Source organism: Demequina sediminis, from assembly GCF_039545075.1.
Classification (GTDB): Bacteria; Actinomycetota; Actinomycetes; order Actinomycetales; family Demequinaceae; genus Demequina; species Demequina sediminis.
On the sequence record NZ_BAABRR010000001.1, the window covers coordinates 70,650 to 86,728 of the forward strand.

The 16,079-nt window shown below is 71.1% G+C and carries 12 protein-coding genes and 1 other RNA gene; 6 read left to right on the plus strand and 7 right to left on the minus strand.

Annotated features, from left to right (window positions below):
• Window positions 1–15: 15 nt before the first annotated feature.
• Together rnpB and ABEA62_RS00410 are read left to right on the plus strand one after the other, a co-directional pair.
• Window positions 16–398, plus strand: an RNA gene (gene rnpB, locus ABEA62_RS00405) — RNase P RNA component class A.
• Between the two features lie 121 nt (window positions 399–519).
• On the plus strand, window positions 520–2,676 hold the full coding sequence (locus ABEA62_RS00410; RefSeq protein ID WP_286215719.1) for a DEAD/DEAH box helicase: 2,157 nt from the start codon (window positions 520–522) through the stop codon (window positions 2,674–2,676).
• A gap of 2 nt (window positions 2,677–2,678) precedes the next feature.
• On the opposite strand, the gene ABEA62_RS00415 is transcribed toward ABEA62_RS00410, so the two are convergent.
• The 3 genes from ABEA62_RS00415 to ABEA62_RS00425 form a co-directional block, all read right to left on the minus strand.
• Window positions 2,679–5,063, minus strand: coding sequence for a putative bifunctional diguanylate cyclase/phosphodiesterase (locus tag ABEA62_RS00415; protein WP_345377958.1), 2,385 nt, complete (start codon window positions 5,061–5,063; stop codon window positions 2,679–2,681).
• Window positions 5,064–5,220: 157 nt separating this feature from the next.
• On the minus strand, window positions 5,221–5,895 hold the full coding sequence (locus ABEA62_RS00420) for a uridine kinase family protein (RefSeq protein WP_345377960.1): 675 nt from the start codon (window positions 5,893–5,895) through the stop codon (window positions 5,221–5,223).
• 8 nt (window positions 5,896–5,903) lie between these two features.
• On the minus strand, window positions 5,904–6,596 hold the full coding sequence (locus ABEA62_RS00425) for a GTP pyrophosphokinase (protein WP_286215722.1): 693 nt from the start codon (window positions 6,594–6,596) through the stop codon (window positions 5,904–5,906).
• A gap of 105 nt (window positions 6,597–6,701) precedes the next feature.
• Here ABEA62_RS00425 and ABEA62_RS00430 point away from each other — a divergent pair, with 105 nt between their 5' ends.
• Window positions 6,702–7,889, plus strand: a complete 1,188-nt coding sequence (locus tag ABEA62_RS00430) for an LCP family protein (RefSeq protein ID WP_286215723.1) — start codon at window positions 6,702–6,704, stop codon at window positions 7,887–7,889.
• Here the strand turns inward: ABEA62_RS00430 and ABEA62_RS00435 are convergent.
• On the minus strand, window positions 7,886–10,612 hold the full coding sequence (locus tag ABEA62_RS00435; protein ID WP_345377963.1) for an HAD-IC family P-type ATPase: 2,727 nt from the start codon (window positions 10,610–10,612) through the stop codon (window positions 7,886–7,888). The genes ABEA62_RS00430 and ABEA62_RS00435 overlap by 4 nt on opposite strands.
• Before the next feature lie 67 nt (window positions 10,613–10,679).
• A complete protein-coding gene (locus ABEA62_RS00440; RefSeq protein ID WP_345377965.1) occupies window positions 10,680–11,555 on the minus strand; it encodes an oxygenase MpaB family protein in 876 nt (291 codons plus the stop codon).
• 215 nt (window positions 11,556–11,770) lie between these two features.
• Here ABEA62_RS00440 and ABEA62_RS00445 point away from each other — a divergent pair, with 215 nt between their 5' ends.
• Window positions 11,771–13,174 (plus strand): O-antigen ligase family protein, encoded by a 1,404-nt coding sequence (locus ABEA62_RS00445; RefSeq protein WP_286215725.1) that lies wholly within the window; start codon window positions 11,771–11,773, stop codon window positions 13,172–13,174.
• Here ABEA62_RS00445 and ABEA62_RS00450 read toward each other — a convergent pair.
• On the minus strand, window positions 13,171–13,506 hold the full coding sequence (locus ABEA62_RS00450) for a thioredoxin domain-containing protein (protein ID WP_286215726.1): 336 nt from the start codon (window positions 13,504–13,506) through the stop codon (window positions 13,171–13,173). The two genes, ABEA62_RS00445 and ABEA62_RS00450, sit on opposite strands and share 4 nt — an antisense overlap.
• Before the next feature lie 224 nt (window positions 13,507–13,730).
• Here ABEA62_RS00450 and ABEA62_RS00455 point away from each other — a divergent pair, with 224 nt between their 5' ends.
• The gene (locus tag ABEA62_RS00455) at window positions 13,731–14,201 is read left to right on the plus strand and encodes a MarR family winged helix-turn-helix transcriptional regulator (RefSeq protein WP_345377969.1); all 471 of its coding nucleotides are present in this window, start codon (window positions 13,731–13,733) and stop codon (window positions 14,199–14,201) included.
• A gap of 47 nt (window positions 14,202–14,248) precedes the next feature.
• Window positions 14,249–15,268, plus strand: coding sequence for a GmrSD restriction endonuclease domain-containing protein (locus ABEA62_RS00460; protein WP_286215728.1), 1,020 nt, complete (start codon window positions 14,249–14,251; stop codon window positions 15,266–15,268).
• A 19-nt stretch (window positions 15,269–15,287) separates the two neighbouring features.
• On the opposite strand, the gene ABEA62_RS00465 is transcribed toward ABEA62_RS00460, so the two are convergent.
• Complete coding sequence (locus ABEA62_RS00465; RefSeq protein ID WP_286215729.1) at window positions 15,288–16,073, minus strand: leucyl aminopeptidase family protein; 786 nt, start codon at window positions 16,071–16,073, stop codon at window positions 15,288–15,290.
• Window positions 16,074–16,079 lie beyond the last annotated feature (6 nt).

Below are 16,079 nucleotides of genomic sequence, written 5' to 3' on the forward strand. Positions count from 1 at the left end.
CGCTGGGCATGCGGATGAGTTGGCCAGGCGACCGCGCGGTCCTTCGGGGTCTCGAGGAACGTCCGGGCTCCGCAGGGCAGGGTGATGGCTAACGGCCACCCGGGGTAACCCGCGGGACAGTGCCACAGAAAGGAAACCGCCTCTCGGCGCCTTCGGGCACGGGGAGGTAAGGGTGAAAGGGTGAGGTAAGAGCTCACCGCGCTGCCGGTGACGGGAGCGGCACGGTAAACCCCACCCGGAGCAAGGCCAGACAGGATGCGTTCGAGGGCTGCCCGCCCGAGCATCCGGGTAGGCTGCTTGAGCCCTGGAGCAATCCAGGGCCTAGATGGATGGTCGCCCCTCGCGCTGCGGCAACGCGGCGTGAGTGACAGAACCCGGCGTATCGGCCAGCTCATCCGCATTGAGGCGATGACCCGGGGCACCGTGACGGTGCCCCCCGGGTGTGCGAGGCGAAGGCCGGCGCATCCCCGTGAGAAGTGGCGCGGCGCACGTGCGACGCGCAGGACAGCAGGAGGCAAGGTGTCACGACCAGGCCAGTCGGGCCAGCGGCGCAGCCGCGCGCGCACCGATGCCGGGACCTCACGCCGTCGCGCCACGCGCGCGGCCGACCAGGACCTCATCGCGATCCTCGCGGGGATCGCCAGAGACGTCGACCGCGTCGTGCAGCGCCCGCCGACGCGTCCCGCGCTACGGACCAAGTTCCAGGTCGTGGCGCTCTTGGCGCGCGAGGAGCGCGCACGCGTCAAGGCGGACGAGGCCATGTCCGTATCGCGTCGCGGCGAGGAGCTCAAGCGACTCGACGGCGTGGCCACGCTGCTGGCCAAGATCGCCGCGCGTGACACGTCGCTCCTGGCGCTGCTGGCCGAGGACGCGCGCGTGTCCGACGCCGCGCGCGCCTACAAGGCCACGGTGCTGGGTGCCGCCGGACGGGAGGCTCCCGAGGAGCCCGAGCCGCCGGCGCCGAGCGAACCGACTCCCGCGCAGGAGAAGCGCGTGGTGCCGCAGTCCGCGATCTCTCGCCAGCTCGCCAACCCCTTCCTTGCCCCCGATTTCTCGGCGGCCAGCGAGCGCGTGACGGCACGGCCGCGGCGACTCGCCGGGTGGGAGCTGCTCGAGCCGCTGTTCAGGTCCTTCGAGCACGACACCAACGGGGTGCGCGCGTGCATGGAGCTGCCCGAGCCGGACTCGCTCACGGCGCGGTCGATCCCCGTCCCGCTCGGCCGCGCGCTCATGCCGCACCAGGCCCAGGTCGTGGCGGCGTCGTCGCGCGGTCACCGTACCTTCCTGCTCGCGGACGAGCCCGGCCTGGGCAAGACCGCGCAGGCGCTGCTCGCCGCCGAGGCGGCCGATGCCTACCCGCTGCTCGTCGTGGTCCCCAACGTCGTCAAGACCAACTGGGCGCACGAGGTCTCGCTGTGGACCCCGCATCGGCGCGCGAGCGTGGTCCATGGCGACGGCGAGGACGTCGACGCCTTCGCCGACGTGGTGATCGTCAACTACGACATCCTCGATCGGCACGTGGGCTGGTTCGGCGACCTGGGCTTCCGCGGCATGGTGGTCGACGAGGCACACTTCATCAAGAATCGGTCCTCGCAGCGCTCGCAGCACGTGCTCGCGCTCGCGCAGCGGATCCGCGAGCGCGCTGCGCGCCCGCTGCTCATGGCCCTCACGGGTACGCCGCTCATCAACGACATCGAGGACTTCCGGGCGATCTGGCAGTTCCTGGGCTGGATCGACGACGACAAGCCGCTCGGCGCGCTGATGGCGGCCCTCGAGGACACGGGACTCATCCCCACCGACCGTGGTTTCTACGCCGCGGCGCGCGCGGCCGTGATCGACATGGGAATCGTGCGCCGCCGCAAGGCCGACGTCGCCGCCGACATCCCCGCACGCCGCGTCGCCGACCTTCCCGTCGAGCTCGACGGACCCGTGGGACGGTCGATTCGCGCCGCCGAGGCCGCCCTCGCGAGCCGCATGGTCGACAGCTACCGCCGGGCCGTCGCCGCGCGCCCGGACCACGCCGACGACGGCGGGATCGACCTCGAGCTGGCGCGCCGCGTCGCGGCGGCGGAGCTCAAGGACGCGAGCTCGAAGACCTCGGGCGAGAACGTCTTCACGATGGTCCGGCGCATCGGCCAGGCGAAGGCTGGACTTGCGGCCGACTACGCCGTCCAGTTGGTGCGCAACGTGGGCAAGGTGGTGTTCTTTGCCAAGCACATCGACGTCATGGACCAGGCGGAGCAGATCTTTGCCGACCGCGGCATCCGGTTCGCCTCGATCAGGGGCGACCAGACCGCCAAGGTGCGCGAGAAGAACGTCACCGCGTTCACCGAGGACCCCGAGGTGTCGATCGTGGTGTGCTCGCTGATGGCGGCGGGAGTGGGGCTCAACCTGCAGGTGGCCTCGAACCTGGTCCTCGCGGAGCTGTCGTGGACCGATGCCGAGCAGACCCAGGCGATCGACCGCATCCACAGGATCGGCCAGTCCGAGCCCGTCACCGCGTGGCGCATCATCGCCGCGCAGACCATCGACGCGAAGATTGCCGAGCTCATCGACGCCAAGTCCGGGCTCGCCGCTCAGGCGCTCGACGGCGTCGCTGTCGAGGAGGGCGACTCGTCGACGGACGTGCAACTCGAGGCGCTCGTCGCGCTCCTCGTGGAGGCCCTGGAGGACTGAGGCTAGGCCTGCGGGAACGCCGCGAGGTGCGCCTCGACCCACGCCTCGAATGACTCGGGGTCGAGTGGTCGCGAGAAGTGGTAACCCTGGGCGAGGTCCGCTCCCAGGTCGGTGAGCAGATCGACCTCGGCCTGTGACTCGACGCCCTCCGCGACGGTCCGCAGGCCGAAGTTGCGGGCGAGCTGGGCGATGGTCGCCACCAGGTCGCGGTCACGGGCGTGGTGGGTGCTCTGGCTCACGAATCCGCGATCGATCTTCAGATAGTCGAGAGGAAAGTCGCGCAGGTACTGCAGCGAGCTGTAGCCGGTGCCGAAGTCGTCGATCGCGATCTGTACGCCTAGCTCCCTCAACTGGTGGAGGCGCGCGACGGCGATGTCGACGCGGCTCGCGATCGATTCCGTGATCTCGAGCACCAGCAGGTGGGGGTCGATGCCGGTTGTCGCGAGGGTGCGCTCAAGGTGGCCGACGAACCCGTCATCGCCAAACTGGCTCATCGAAATATTGACTGAGACGGTCAGCTCCCACCCTCGGCGGGTCCACTCGGCGAGTTGACGGCATGCGGTCTCGATGACCCACCGTCCCATCTCGCCGATGAGTCCCGTGTCCTCGGCGACCGGGATGAAGGTGTCGGGAGACACTGCGCCGAGCGTGGCGCTGTTCCAGCGCATGAGCGCCTCCGCGCCGTGGAGTTCACCGGTGGGAAGTGACACTTGGGGCTGATACACGACAGAGAGTTCATCGCGCTGGAGGGCGCGGCGCAGCTCAAGTTCAATGTGGACCCGGCGGTCATCGTCGGGGGTCGCTATGGACCGGTAGAGCGCGACCTGGTTCAAGCCTCGCCGTTTTGCGCCGTACAGCGCGGTCTCAGCGTTGCGCATCTGCGTTTCCGCATCGCACCCATCGTCGGGGTAGGTGCTGATGCCAAGTGTCGCCGAGATCGTGACCTCGTGCCCGCCCAGCATGAGCGGGGCGCGCACAAGCTCGCGGAGGTCCTCGGCGACGGCGGTCGCCACGTGGGGATCGCCGGAGTCCAACGTGAGAATGAAGCCGTCGCCGGCGTAGCGGTACACGGTCGCGCGGTCAGAGAGGCGGTGAGCGAGCCGCTGGGCGATCGAGGTGAGCAGCATGTCGCCCGTGTCACGGCCCCACGTGTCGTTGACGGACTTGAGCCGGTCGAGGTCCATCGCGATCACGGCGAACGGGCGGCCGTCGGCGACGCGGTGTGCGATGTCTTCTGCTGCTGCGTTTCGGTTTCCCAGGCCAGTGAGCGAGTCGGTGTAGGCCATGATGCTGAGCTCTCGCTCGAGTCGCTTCTGCTGCGTGATGTCCTTGCCCACGCAGTGAATGCCACGGGTCTCGCCGTCAATGATGATGGGAATGAGCGTGATGTGGAGGTCCACCACCTCGCCCGCACGGTTGTACATCGCCGTCTCGTACTGGCGCGTTTCACCTTCCAAGGCCCGCGTGAACTCGGCGAGCACAAAGTCCCGCTGATCGGGCACGAGCAGCGGGACGTACGTGAGCTCGCGCAGTTCCCTCTCGGAGTAGCCCGTGAGCGCCTCGGTCGCGGGGTTGAGGTACTCGTAGCCGCCCTCCGTGTCAAAGGAGACCACCGAATCGACGTTGTCTTCGAACAGCGCGCGGTAGCGTTGCTCGCTTTCCTGAAGTCGCCGTTCCGTTGCATTGCGCTCTGTCACGTCGCGCGCTTGGACAAACACGCCCGCGACTTCATCGCCCTCGATCATGGGCAGTGCCAACATGTCGAGGTCCCTCACCTCGCCCGCACTGTCCGTGAGCGACAGCTCGAATCGCTGTACCTCTCCCTCGAGGAGCCGCCGGAAGACGCCCTGCGCGAGCGGGAGTTGTGACTCGTGCACCCGCTGTTCATAGCCGCCGCGCATCAGGTCATCACGACTGAAGCCCAGTATCCGTTCACCTGCAGGATTGATCTCCATCAGGTGGCCGTCGCGATCAAGAACGATGTTCGCATCCGGCGTGTGGTGAAACATCCCCCGGAACCAGTCGTATGTCCGCTGAACCTGCGCACCGATCTCATCGCCCGACAGGTCCCGCACATAGACCACGTGGGAGCGAGAGGGATCCGGCCCCCCGAGCGGCACGACGGTGACCACCACCGGGCGGCGCGTGCCGTCCATCGCCGGCCGAGACCCGGGAAGCTCAACCACGTCCCGTGCCTCGTCAGCGGTGACCCCGCCCAGAGGCGCGTCGAGCAGGGTGCGAAGGTCAGCCCCGCGGACGTCGCGTGTCTCGCCCACCGCTTGCACGAAGGCGGCGTTGGCTTCAGCGACGATCCACGGCGTCTTGCCCACCGCGCTCGTGAGGGCTGCGGGCATTGGCAGGTGATGGAGTGCGGGATCGAGTCTCACGAGATCCTCCTCCGGGCCGGACCGCGCGCCCGTTCACCGGGAGATCGATGACGGTCGTGCCGTGCTTTGCTCGTTTCCAGCACCCTAGCAACGAGCGTGCTGCGCGTGCCTGCGATCCCGTGAGGTGTTGGTCACCCGATGCCCGATCAGGGCACCGTTAGCCTCGCAGGGGACCCCGCGCGATCGCCAGCTCACCCTCACCGAGACCGTTGAACCGAGGCACAGGCGTCCCCGCGACCACCGCGAGCGCGTGCTCCCACGGTCGTTGGGAGGCAAAGAACGGAGTCTCGTGCGACGTCCACTCGCGCCAGAACGCCCGTGCCTCATCCTCGTCGCCATTGGTGCCCTCGGCGACGTCGCGCGCGACGCCGCGCCGTTCGGCCTCCACCACGTCCGCCTGCACCCACACCGTCGCATCGACGAGGTCCGCGTACTCCTGCTGACGAGCACCCGCACCCTCGACCACGACGGCGCGCAGTCCCGCCGGCACCGCGATCGACCCCTCGCGGCCTCGCGCCACCCACTGCGGCGGGCGGAAGTCGACCGCCTCGCCGCGGTGCAGGGGCTCGAGCACGCCCACTCGCAGCAGCCCGCCCCACCCGAAGAACGGCTCGTGCCACGCGAGATCATCCGTGTGCACCACGGCCGCGGGTCCCAGCTCCGCGGCCAGCAGGCGCGCGAGCGTCGACTTGCCCGCTCCGCCTCGCCCGTCGACGGCGACCACCCACGGCCGTCCGGGTGCCCGCCCTGCGAGCCCCAGCATCGTCGCGAGGGACGCGACCGTACCGCACTCGAACGGTCCCGCCGGCGGCTCGCCCGCGGGGAGCGTCATCGAGGCCGTCACGACCGGTCGCCGTGGAGCTGACGGTGCAGGCGCTCCATGCGCGCGTCGAGCTCGGTCGCGGTGGCGGCCGCGGACTTCAGCTCGTCGAGCAGTCCGTCGGGCACCGCCGCCGAGTACTTGTAGTAAATCTTGTGCTCGAGGCTCGCCCAGAAGTCCATCGCGATGGTCCGAAACTGCACCTCGACGGGGACCGACACGCGCTCCGAGGACAGGAACACGGGGATCTCGATCACCGCATGCAGGCTCTGGTAGCCGTTGGGCTTGGGGTGCGCGATGTAGTCCTTGACACTGCGCACCGTGACGTCGTCCTGCTGCGTGAGCAGGTCGAAGAGCCGGTAGACGTCCGTCGAGAACGCGCACGTGACGCGCACGCCGGCGATGTCGGTGATCTGCTCGCGGACCGTCGCGAGCTCGAACGTGAGGCCCTTGCGGCGCAGCTTGTCGACCAGGCTCTCGGGCGCCTTGACGCGGCTCGAGATGTGCTCGATCGGGTTGTAGTCGTGCAGCGAGAGGAACTCGTCACGCAGGATGGACAGCTTGGTCTCGATCTCGCGCAGCCCGAACTCGTACTGCAGCAGGAAACGCTGCAGTTCCTGGCTGAGGTCCCGCAGCTGCTCGGAGGTCACCGAGCCCGCGCCGGTGCTGAGCAGCGAGATGGCCTGAGAGGAGGCGGGATCCGGGTCGGGCATGAGTGTCCTTGTCGTCGTGGCGCTGACGGCCGATGCCGTCCCTAGTCTTCCTGACGCGCGTGGCGTCGCTGTGGTTCCCGCGCGAACGCGAGATACCCTCGCGGGGTGAATGATGAGCCGCGCCGCCTCCCGCCGTCGGTCCCGCCGCGGGGCGACCGCGAGCGTCCCGGGGTCGCGCGGCCCGCCCAGCCGGTCCGCCGCGAGAGCGTGAGGCCCGCGCCCGCCGCCGCGTCACGCTCCCAGCACACGCAGCCTCCCGCACCCGCGCAGCGTCCCCAGGCCTCACCCCAGCGGCCGCAGCAGGCGCCCGCCCGCCCGGCCCCGGCATCGTCCCCTCGCCAGTCTCCGGCGCGCACGCGGCGCCGTCACCCGGTACGCCGCACGCTCGTCACTCTCCTGGTGCTTCTGCTCGCCGCGCTGGTGGTGTTCTGGATCTGGGTCGAGTCGCGCATCACCCACGTCGACGCGCTCAGCGGCGCCGCGAACACGGCGGGCAGCACCACGCTGATCGTGGGCTCCGACTCGCGCGAGGGCTTCGACAGCAACGACCCGACGGAGGGCGAGCGCACCGACACGATCATGGTGCTGCACCGGCCCGAGGACGGGCCGACCGCGCTCATCTCGATTCCGCGCGACTCCCTGGTCCAGATTCCCGGCTACGGCGACAACAAGATCAATGCCTCCTTCTCGTTCGGCGGACCGCAGCTGCTGGTGGCGACGGTCGAGCAGCACACGGGGCTGACGATCGACACGTATCTCGAGGTCGGGTTCACCGGAGTCGGGGGACTGGTCGACGCGATCGGCGGGGTCGAGCTTTGCTATGACGAGGACGTCGACGACTGGCGCTCGGGCATGCAGTGGGAGGCGGGCTGTCACGTCGCCGGGGGAGCGGACGCGCTCGCCTTCGCGCGCATGCGGTACTCCGACCCCCTGGGGGACATCGGCAGGGCGCAGCGTCAGCAGCAGCTGGTGTCCGCGGTGGCGGACACTCTCCTCAACCCGTCGACCGTGCTCAACCCGTTCACGCTCGTGCCGACAGTCGACGCCGGCCTTGACGCGTTCCGGGTGAGCGACGGCACCGGCGCCCTTGATCTGGCCCGCGTCGCGCTCGACTTCAACGCCGCGCGCGGTGACGACGCGATCACGGGCACGCCGCCGATCGCCGACATGGGCTACCGGGTCGACGGCGTGGGCTCGACCGTCCTGCTCGATCCCGACACGATCGATCAGTTCTGGGCGGACATCGCCGCGGGCACGCTCGAGCCGGGCTCCGTCGTGGGCGGGGTGGGCTAGGCGCGGTCTCGCGCGCGGTGGCGGGCCCGCGTGACCGCCTTCATCGCCTCGACCGCGAGGAAGACCACCACGGCGAACGCCGCGGCGAGACCCCATTCGCGCAGCCCGATGGGCGTGGACTGGAACGCGACGTGCATGAACGGCGCGTACGTGAAGAGGAGCTGGAAGGCGAGGAACGAGCCCGCGGCGACCCACAGCGCGCGGTTGCCACGCAGCACGCCGAGCGTGAGGCTGGACCGGCTGAGGAAGCGGCTGTTGAAGAGGTACGCGAGCTGACCGAGCACGAGGATCGTCACCGTGGTGGTCTGCGCGGTTTCCGCGCTCACTCCCCATCCGCGCACGATGAACGACACCGCGAGGGTCGCGCCGCCGATGATGAGCGATGCGATCACCACGTGCAGGAGTGCGGAACGTGACAGCACCGACCCCGCGCTGCCTCGCGGCGGCCGGTCCATGATGCCCGGCTCGGCCCGCTCGTATGCGAGCGCGAGGGACAGGGTGACACCGGTGACCAGGTTGACCCACAGGATCTGCACCGGCGCGAGCGGCAGCGTGAATCCCACCAAGATCGCGACGAGCACCACGAGCGACTGGGCGCCGTTGGTGGGCAGCAGGAACACGACCGACTTGCGGATGTTGTCGTAGATCCGGCGTCCCTCCTCGACCGCACGCTCGATGGTCGCGAAGTTGTCGTCGGCGAGCACGATGTCGGCGGCCTCCTTGGTGGCCTCGGTGCCCTTGATGCCCATCGCGATGCCCACGTCGGCGCGCGTGAGTGCGGGGGCATCGTTCACGCCGTCTCCCGTCATCGCGACCACCTCGTCGTGGCGTTGCAGCGCCCGCACGATCCTGATCTTGTGCTCGGGGCTGGTGCGCGCGTAGACGTCCACGTCTCGCACCACGGCCTCGAGGTCGGCGTCCGACATCGCCTCGAGTTCCGCGCCCGTGAGCGCACGCACCTCGCCCTGCGCGGGGGCGAGCCCCAGGTCGCGCGCGATCGCCGTCGCGGTGCCCACGTGGTCGCCGGTGATCATCTTCACGCGAATGCCCGCGCGGTGGCACTCGGCGATCGCCGCGACGGCCTCGGGCCGGGGCGGGTCGATGATCCCGAACACGCCCAGGAAGACCAGCCCCTCCTCGACGTGCTCGTGGTCCAGGATGTCGTCCTCGTGCTCCGCGGGCCGCTCCGCCGCGGCGAGAGTGCGCAGCCCCTGCTGCGCGAGGGAGTGGATGACGCCGTCCCAGTACGCGTGGTCGAGCGGCTCGAGGGTGCCGTCGGCGGTGCGCTGGAGGGCGCAGCGCTCGAGGAGGCGGTCGGGCGCGCCCATCGCGCGCACCATGCGGCCCGTGTGGGGGCCCTCGCCGGGCACCAGGTCGAGCGTCGCCATGTACTTGGTGTCCGACTCGAAGGGCAGCACCGCGAGGCGCTCGACACCCGCCGTGTCCGCGCCGGCCTTGAGCGCGAGCGAGACCACGGCGCCCTCGGTGGGCTGGCCGACCACGCGCCAGCGGCCGTCCTCCTCGACCACGCGGGCGTCGTTGCACGATGCCGCGGCGGCGACGAGTGCCGCGAGGTCGTCGTGCGCGGCGAGGGTCGCGACCTCGCCGTCGAGCAGAATGCGGCCCTCGGGCGCGTAGCCCTTGCCCTCGACGTCGTACGTCGCGGTGGCGGTTGCGACGTGGCGCACGACCATCTCGTTCGTGGTGAGCGTGCCGGTTTTGTCGGAGCAGATCGTGGTGACCGACCCCAGCGTCTCGACCGCGGTGAGCTTGCGCGTGATCGCGTGACGCCGCGCCATCTGCTGGACCCCGAGGGCGAGCGTCACGGTGACCAGCGCGGGCAGCCCCTCCGGCACCGCGGCGACCGCGAATCCGATCGCGGCCGAGATCAGGTCCGCCCACGCGAACTGATGCACCACGTAGCCCACCACGAGCATGAAGACGGCCATCCCGAGGATGCCCCACGCGAGCATCGTCCCGAACTGCGCGAGCTGGCGTGCGAGGGGGGTGTCGAGCTGGTCGGCCTCGGACACCATCTGCTGGATGCGCCCGATCTCGGTACCCGAGCCGGTCGCGGCGACTACGCCGATCCCGCTTCCCGCGGAGACGATGGTCCCCGAGTACAGCATCGACGCGCGGTCGCCCACGCCCGCGTCGTGCTCGACGGGATCGACCTGCTTGACCGAGGGCACCGACTCTCCCGTGAGGGCGGCCTCGTCGACCTGAAGGTTGGTGGCCTCGAGAATGCGCAAGTCGGCGGGCACGCGCGCGCCCGAGCGCAGCCGCACCACGTCGCCGGGGACCAGGTCCTCGGCATCGACCATGGCCCACTCGCCGTCGCGGCACGCCTGCGCGTCGAGCGACAGCATCTGACGGATCCCGTCGAGCGCCTTCTCCGCCTGGCCCTCTTGGATGAAGCCGACCGCGGCGTTGATGACGGCCACCGCGAGGATCACCCCGAAGTCGATCCAGTCGCCCAGGAGCGCCTTGAGCACCGCCGCCGCGAGCAGGATGTAGATGAGCACGTCCTGGAAGTGGCCCAGGATGCGCCGCAGCACGCTGGGACGCTCGGGGGCGGGCAGCCGATTGGGCCCGTGCGACTCGAGGCGGCGGGCGGCCTCCTCGGCGGTGAGTCCCGAGGGCGTGCTCTCGAGGGCGTCGAGGACCGCGCGGGCGGGCTTGGCGTGGACGGCGGGTGCGGGGGAGGCGGGTGTCACTGTCATGGGTCGAGCCTCGCACGAAACGGCGGGAGGCGGGAACGATGCCCGAGGCAGGGGACGATGCGCGGCGTCAGTCGACGTGGCTCGTGGGTCGCATGTCCTGCGTTCCCCACCGAATCGCGCGGGTCGCGAGGCCGCCGGCGAGCGGACCGACGGCGCGGGTGACGCGGCCGTCGAGGCCGAGCTCCGTGCGCGCCCAGCGGGGGAGGAGGGCGACGGCGCCGGAGGCGAGCGGCGCATAGCCGAGCCGCGCTCCGCGGCCCAGCGGCGGCTCGTGCAACAGGAAGCGCGCGGCGTCGAGCGCCGCGGGCGTCGCCGCGAGCTCGGGGCGGTAGCGCACGATCGCAGCGTGGAGTTCCGCGACGGTCACGGGGACGTCCGTCGCGCCCAGCTCGCGCGCGACCCGGGCGGACTGCGCGACGTACTCGTCCGCACCGGCGGGGGACAGCGGGCGCGCGCCGTAGCGCTGGTGCGCGGCGAGGAACGAATCGGCCTCGGCGACGTGCACCCACGTGAGGAGGTGCGGATCGTCCGCGCGGTAGGGGCGCCCGTCGGGCGCCTTCCCCCGCACCCGCGCGTGGATCGCGCGGATCCGTGCGACCGTCTCCGCCGCATCGTCCTGGGTGCCGAACGTGGTGAAGGCGAGGAAGGTCGCGGTGCGCGCGAGCCGTCCCCACGGGTCCCCGCGATAGCCCGAGTGGCCCGCGACCCCTGCCATCGCGAGGGGGTGGAGGGATTGCAGGAGTAGCGCGCGCAGGCCGCCCACGTACATCGACGCGTCGCCGTGCACGCGACGGATCGCGGCGCCGGGAGGAAACCACCGCGGGCCGGGGGTGTCGTGGACGCGCGAGCGGATGGCGGGGCCGTCCTGGCCGCCGACGCGAGCGAACAGCGCGCTGCCCAGTCGCTCGCGCGCCCGCGCGATCGGTCGGGAGGTGGCGGCCATGGTGCCAGTATCACCCGCTCCGGGTGGCCCACGAGACCCCTGGCAGCGGGGCCCCTTGAGGTCACGACTGGGTCACGACCGGGGTGCGGTCGCGCGGGTATGCGGGGGTGCGCCCGTACGATGGAGCGCCGGTCTCGCTGAGTGGGGAGCCCCTGAGGCCGTGCGTCACGCCCGCCTTGCCGGCCGTCGCCGGGCACGTCGCCCGGGGAAGGAGAGTGAGCGGACCGATGGTGTCGACCCGTCTCGCCGAGCTGTGGGAGCGCAGCAAGCATCCGCGCCCGCGCGCCTGGGTCGCGGCCTGGACCGTGTTCCTGCTCTTCTCCGGCCAGGGGCTGCGCTATCTGCTGGGCATTCCGCTCTACACCCTGCTGGTCATCGCGACCGTCGGGGTCGTGCTCGTGTCGTATCGCGGGTTCGTACGCCGGGTCAACGTGCCGCCGCTGGTTGCGATGTTCACCTCGCTTGCCGCGCTGTCCGTGCTGTGGTCCCAGACGCGTGTGGTCACGGCGCTCGCGGCCGGGGTGCTCGCGATCACCACCGTGATCGCGGTGCTGGTCGCGCGCGGCACCAGCCGCGGCCAGTTTATGGCCGCCTTGTACCGCGGGCTCCAGGCGAGCCTCGTGGTCGGAGTGCTCTTCGAGCTGTTCGTGGCGATCGTGATCCGCGGCCCGCTCGCACCGCTCGCGACGGACCTGTCGAGCGTCGCCAAGGTCGATGCCGCGGGTCAGCCCATCAAGTGGTCCCAGGGGCTGCTGTTCGAGGGCGGACCCATCCAGGGGTTCGTGGGCAACCGCAACCCCTTCGCGGCGATCGCGCTGTTCGCTGCGATCGTGGCGGTGATCCTGCTGCTGGAGCGCCGCGTGCGCCCCGTCGACGGGTACGTCACGCTCGCGCTCGCGCTGCTCGTGCACCTGCTCACGGAGTCCGCGACGGTCACGGTCGCCGGGATCTACCTCGCGGGACTGGGGATCGCTGCGCTGCTGATCCGCCGCGCGCGGCCGTCACTCAAGCGGCGGCTGTCCTTCGCGGTGCTGGCGTGCACCGCGCTGGTCGCGGTGCTCACGCTCAAGTACCGCGCCGAGATCTTCGCGATGTTCGACCGCAGCCCCGACGCCTCGAACCGCACGCGCATCTGGGACGAGGTCGTGGCTCACGCGTGGCAGCGCCCCGAGGGCTGGGGCTACGTGGGGTACTGGCCCATCTGGGAAGAGCCCTACCGCGGGATCGTCGACCGCGTGGGCGTCATGGCGACGCATGCGCACAACGCGTTCCTCGACGCATGGTTCCAGTTGGGCGTCATCGGGGCCGTGCTGCTCCTGGTGATGGTGGTGCTGTCCTTCGGAAGCGCGTGGCGACTCGTCGAGCGCGCCGGCTTTGGCGACACCTACATCCCGCTGGGCTGGGCCGTGCTCACCGCGGCTCTCGCGCTCCAGGCGCTCACCGAGTCGCGGCTGCTCGTCGAGGGCGGCTGGTTCTTGCTGGTCGTCCTGTACTGCTCGGGCCCTGGCGTGTTCACGCTGTCGATCGTCGATCCCGAGCTGGTGCACACGGGGGCGCCGCCTGGCGATGCTGCCCAGGCGGACGACCCCGTCGACGTGCTGACCCGGCGCTACCCCTAGGAGCGCTCGCCGCGCACCGCGGCGACCGTCTCGGCGGAGTCGAAGCTGCCCAGCGGTACCGTCGCGTACCGGGCGTAGAGCACCCTGCCGCCGTCCACCACGTAGGTGCCTGACTGCTGCAGGCCCATGCGCACGAACAGCCCGAGGGCAGCATGGGCGGTCTCCGACGCGACGATCCGACCGGCAAGCGCGGGATGACGCCGCTCGACGGAGGCGGCCTCGGAGGCGTCTCCCGGCACTATCACGAGCGGGACACCGATCTCGCCCGCCGCCGCCATCCGGGTGAGGTGGCGAAGGTGCTGGTGGCACACCGGGCACGTCGCGGTGCGCATGAGATAGAGGACCGTGGGGACGATGCCGCGAAGGCGTCGAGGCTCGTGGGCTCGCCCGTCGGGCTCACCAGGGTGAGGGTCGGCAGCGTGGCCCCGGCGGTGAGGGGCGCGGATAGGGTGGACATCGGTTCTCTGTTCGTGAGATGAGCAGGCAGCCTGCATAACAGGGCAGGGCGCCTGCGTATTCCCCGTGGTGAAGGGCCGTGGACGAGGCGGGAGGGCGCATGACGTACGAGGCGGAGCTGGCGGCGTTCGCCGCGGCGATCGACCAGGACATCGCGCGCCTGCTCATGGCGGCCTCGAGCGCGGTCAACGCGCGGGCGCTGGCCGCGCTGGACCCCGACGGCACCTCGGGGGTGCGCGTCGCTCACGTCCCCGTGATCGCCTCCCTCGATGCCCACGGCAGCCGCGTCGCGGACCTCGCCGCGCGCATCGGCCACACTTGCCAGTCCGTCGCCGCGCTCGTGAGGGATCTCGAGCGCGCGGGGATGGTGGCCCTTGAGCCGGATCCCACGGACCGGCGGGCAACCCTGGTGACGCTCACGGCCGACGGCGCCGCACTGTGCGCCAAGGCAACCGAGATGATGCGGTCCGCCGAGCACGCGTGGCGGGACGAGCTCGGCGACGCGACCGTCGACTCGCTGCGTGCGACGCTGCGCAGGCTCGCCGCGGACGGAGCCGACTCGCCGGGCTGACGGTGTGGCGCGTCCCGCTTGGACGCGCGGCTCGATACGTTCTCCTGATGCTGAGGACACCCCTGGTTCGCGCGCGCCGTGGCGTGCCCGCCGTGGCCGCGCTCGTGATCGCGGGGGCGATGGCGCTGTCCGCGTGTGCGCAGCCCGCGACTCTGGCGGTGGGGGCGCAGCCGGGCCCGACCCGGGCGGTGGCCTCCCCGTCGGCGTCGCCCGCCACGCCCACCGTGCCCGTCTCCGCCACGCCGACCCCCGCTGCGCCCACGCCCACCGCGGGTCCGTCGGCGGGGACGGCGGAGGCCGCCGCGCTCGAGCTCACCGTGAAGGGGCGCGCCCCAAAGACCGGCTACTCGCGCGAGCAGTTCGGGGACGGCTGGGTGGACGTGGACCGCAACGGGTGCGACACCCGCAACGACATGCTCGGGTTGCGCCTGAGCGAGACCGTCATGTCGGGGCCGTGCCGCGTGCTCGAGGGCACGCTCGAGGACCCCTTCACCGGCGCGACCCTGCGCTTCGTGCGTGGGGGAGACAGCGAGGTCGACATCGATCACCTGGTGGCGCTGTCCGACGCGTGGCAGAAGGGCGCCGCGACCTGGGAGTTCGCCCAGCGCGTCGCATTCGCCAACGATCCGCTCAACCTCGAGCCGGTCGACGCCGGACAGAACAGGGCCAAGGGCGACGGCGACGCCGCGACGTGGCTACCCCCGAACAGGGACTTCCGCTGCACGTATGTCGCGAGGCAGGTGGCGGTGAAGGCCAAGTACGGCGTCTGGGTCACGCAGGCCGAGCTCGACGCGATGCTGCGCGTGCTCGGGACGTGCCCGGGAGAGCCGCTGCCCGCACCGGGCGACCAGCCGGTCCTCGCGGACAACGTCGGTCGGGCACCATCGGCGCCCGCGGAGCCGTCCTCCGACACCGACGCCTCGGCGGACCCCGTCTCCGAGCCCGACCCCGACATGGGGACGTGCACGGCCGCGAAGGCCGCCGGATACGGGCCGTACGTGCGCGGCGAGGACGTCGAATACGGGTACTACCGCGACGGAGATTCCGACGGCACCGTCTGCGAGTAGCGGCGCGTGAGGAGCGCCGCTACGACGCGGTGAAGACCCTCGCGACGCCCGCGAGGAGCCGCGCGCCGAAGCCGGTCGCCCCGACCGAGCGCCACGAGCCGTCGGCCTCGGCCTGCATCGTGCCGGCGATGTCGACGTGCGCCCACGGGGTGTCACCCACGAACTCCGCCAGGAACAGCGCCGCCGTGGTGGCGCCCGCGTGGGGTCCGCCCAGGTTCGCGATGTCCACGATCCCGTCCACGCCCTCCTCGACCGCGAGCGCGAGGGCGTCCATCATGACCAAGCGGCCCTCGGCATCGGTGTTCTTCACCTCGACCGTCGTGCCGTTGTGCGCGATGAGCACGTCGCCCAGCTTGGTCGCGGTGCCCGACGGCATGTTGTCGGTGCACATGAGCCAGCCGGTGACCGTCGCGGTCGCGCCCTGGTCCCTCAGCGCCGTGAACGCGCCCAACACCGCCGCGGCGCCGCCCATGTCGATCTTCATGAGCAGGTGCATCGGGTCGGACGGCTTGAGGCTGATGCCTCCCGAGTCGTACATGATGCCCTTGCCGACGAGCCCCAGGTGGCCGGTCGACTCGCCCTTGGGCGTGTAACGCAGCACGATCATGCGCGGCTCCTCGGCGCTGCCGGCGTTGACGCCCAGCAGCCCGCCGTAGCCCATCCGGGTGAGCTGCTCGCGGTCGAAGGACTCGACCTCGAAGCCGAACTCGGCGCCCAGCTCCGCGGCCACGCCCGCGAGGTCGGTCGCGGTGAGGAAGCCGGCGGGGGAGTTGCCCAGGTCGCGCGAGACCACGGTCGCGCGCACGCCCAC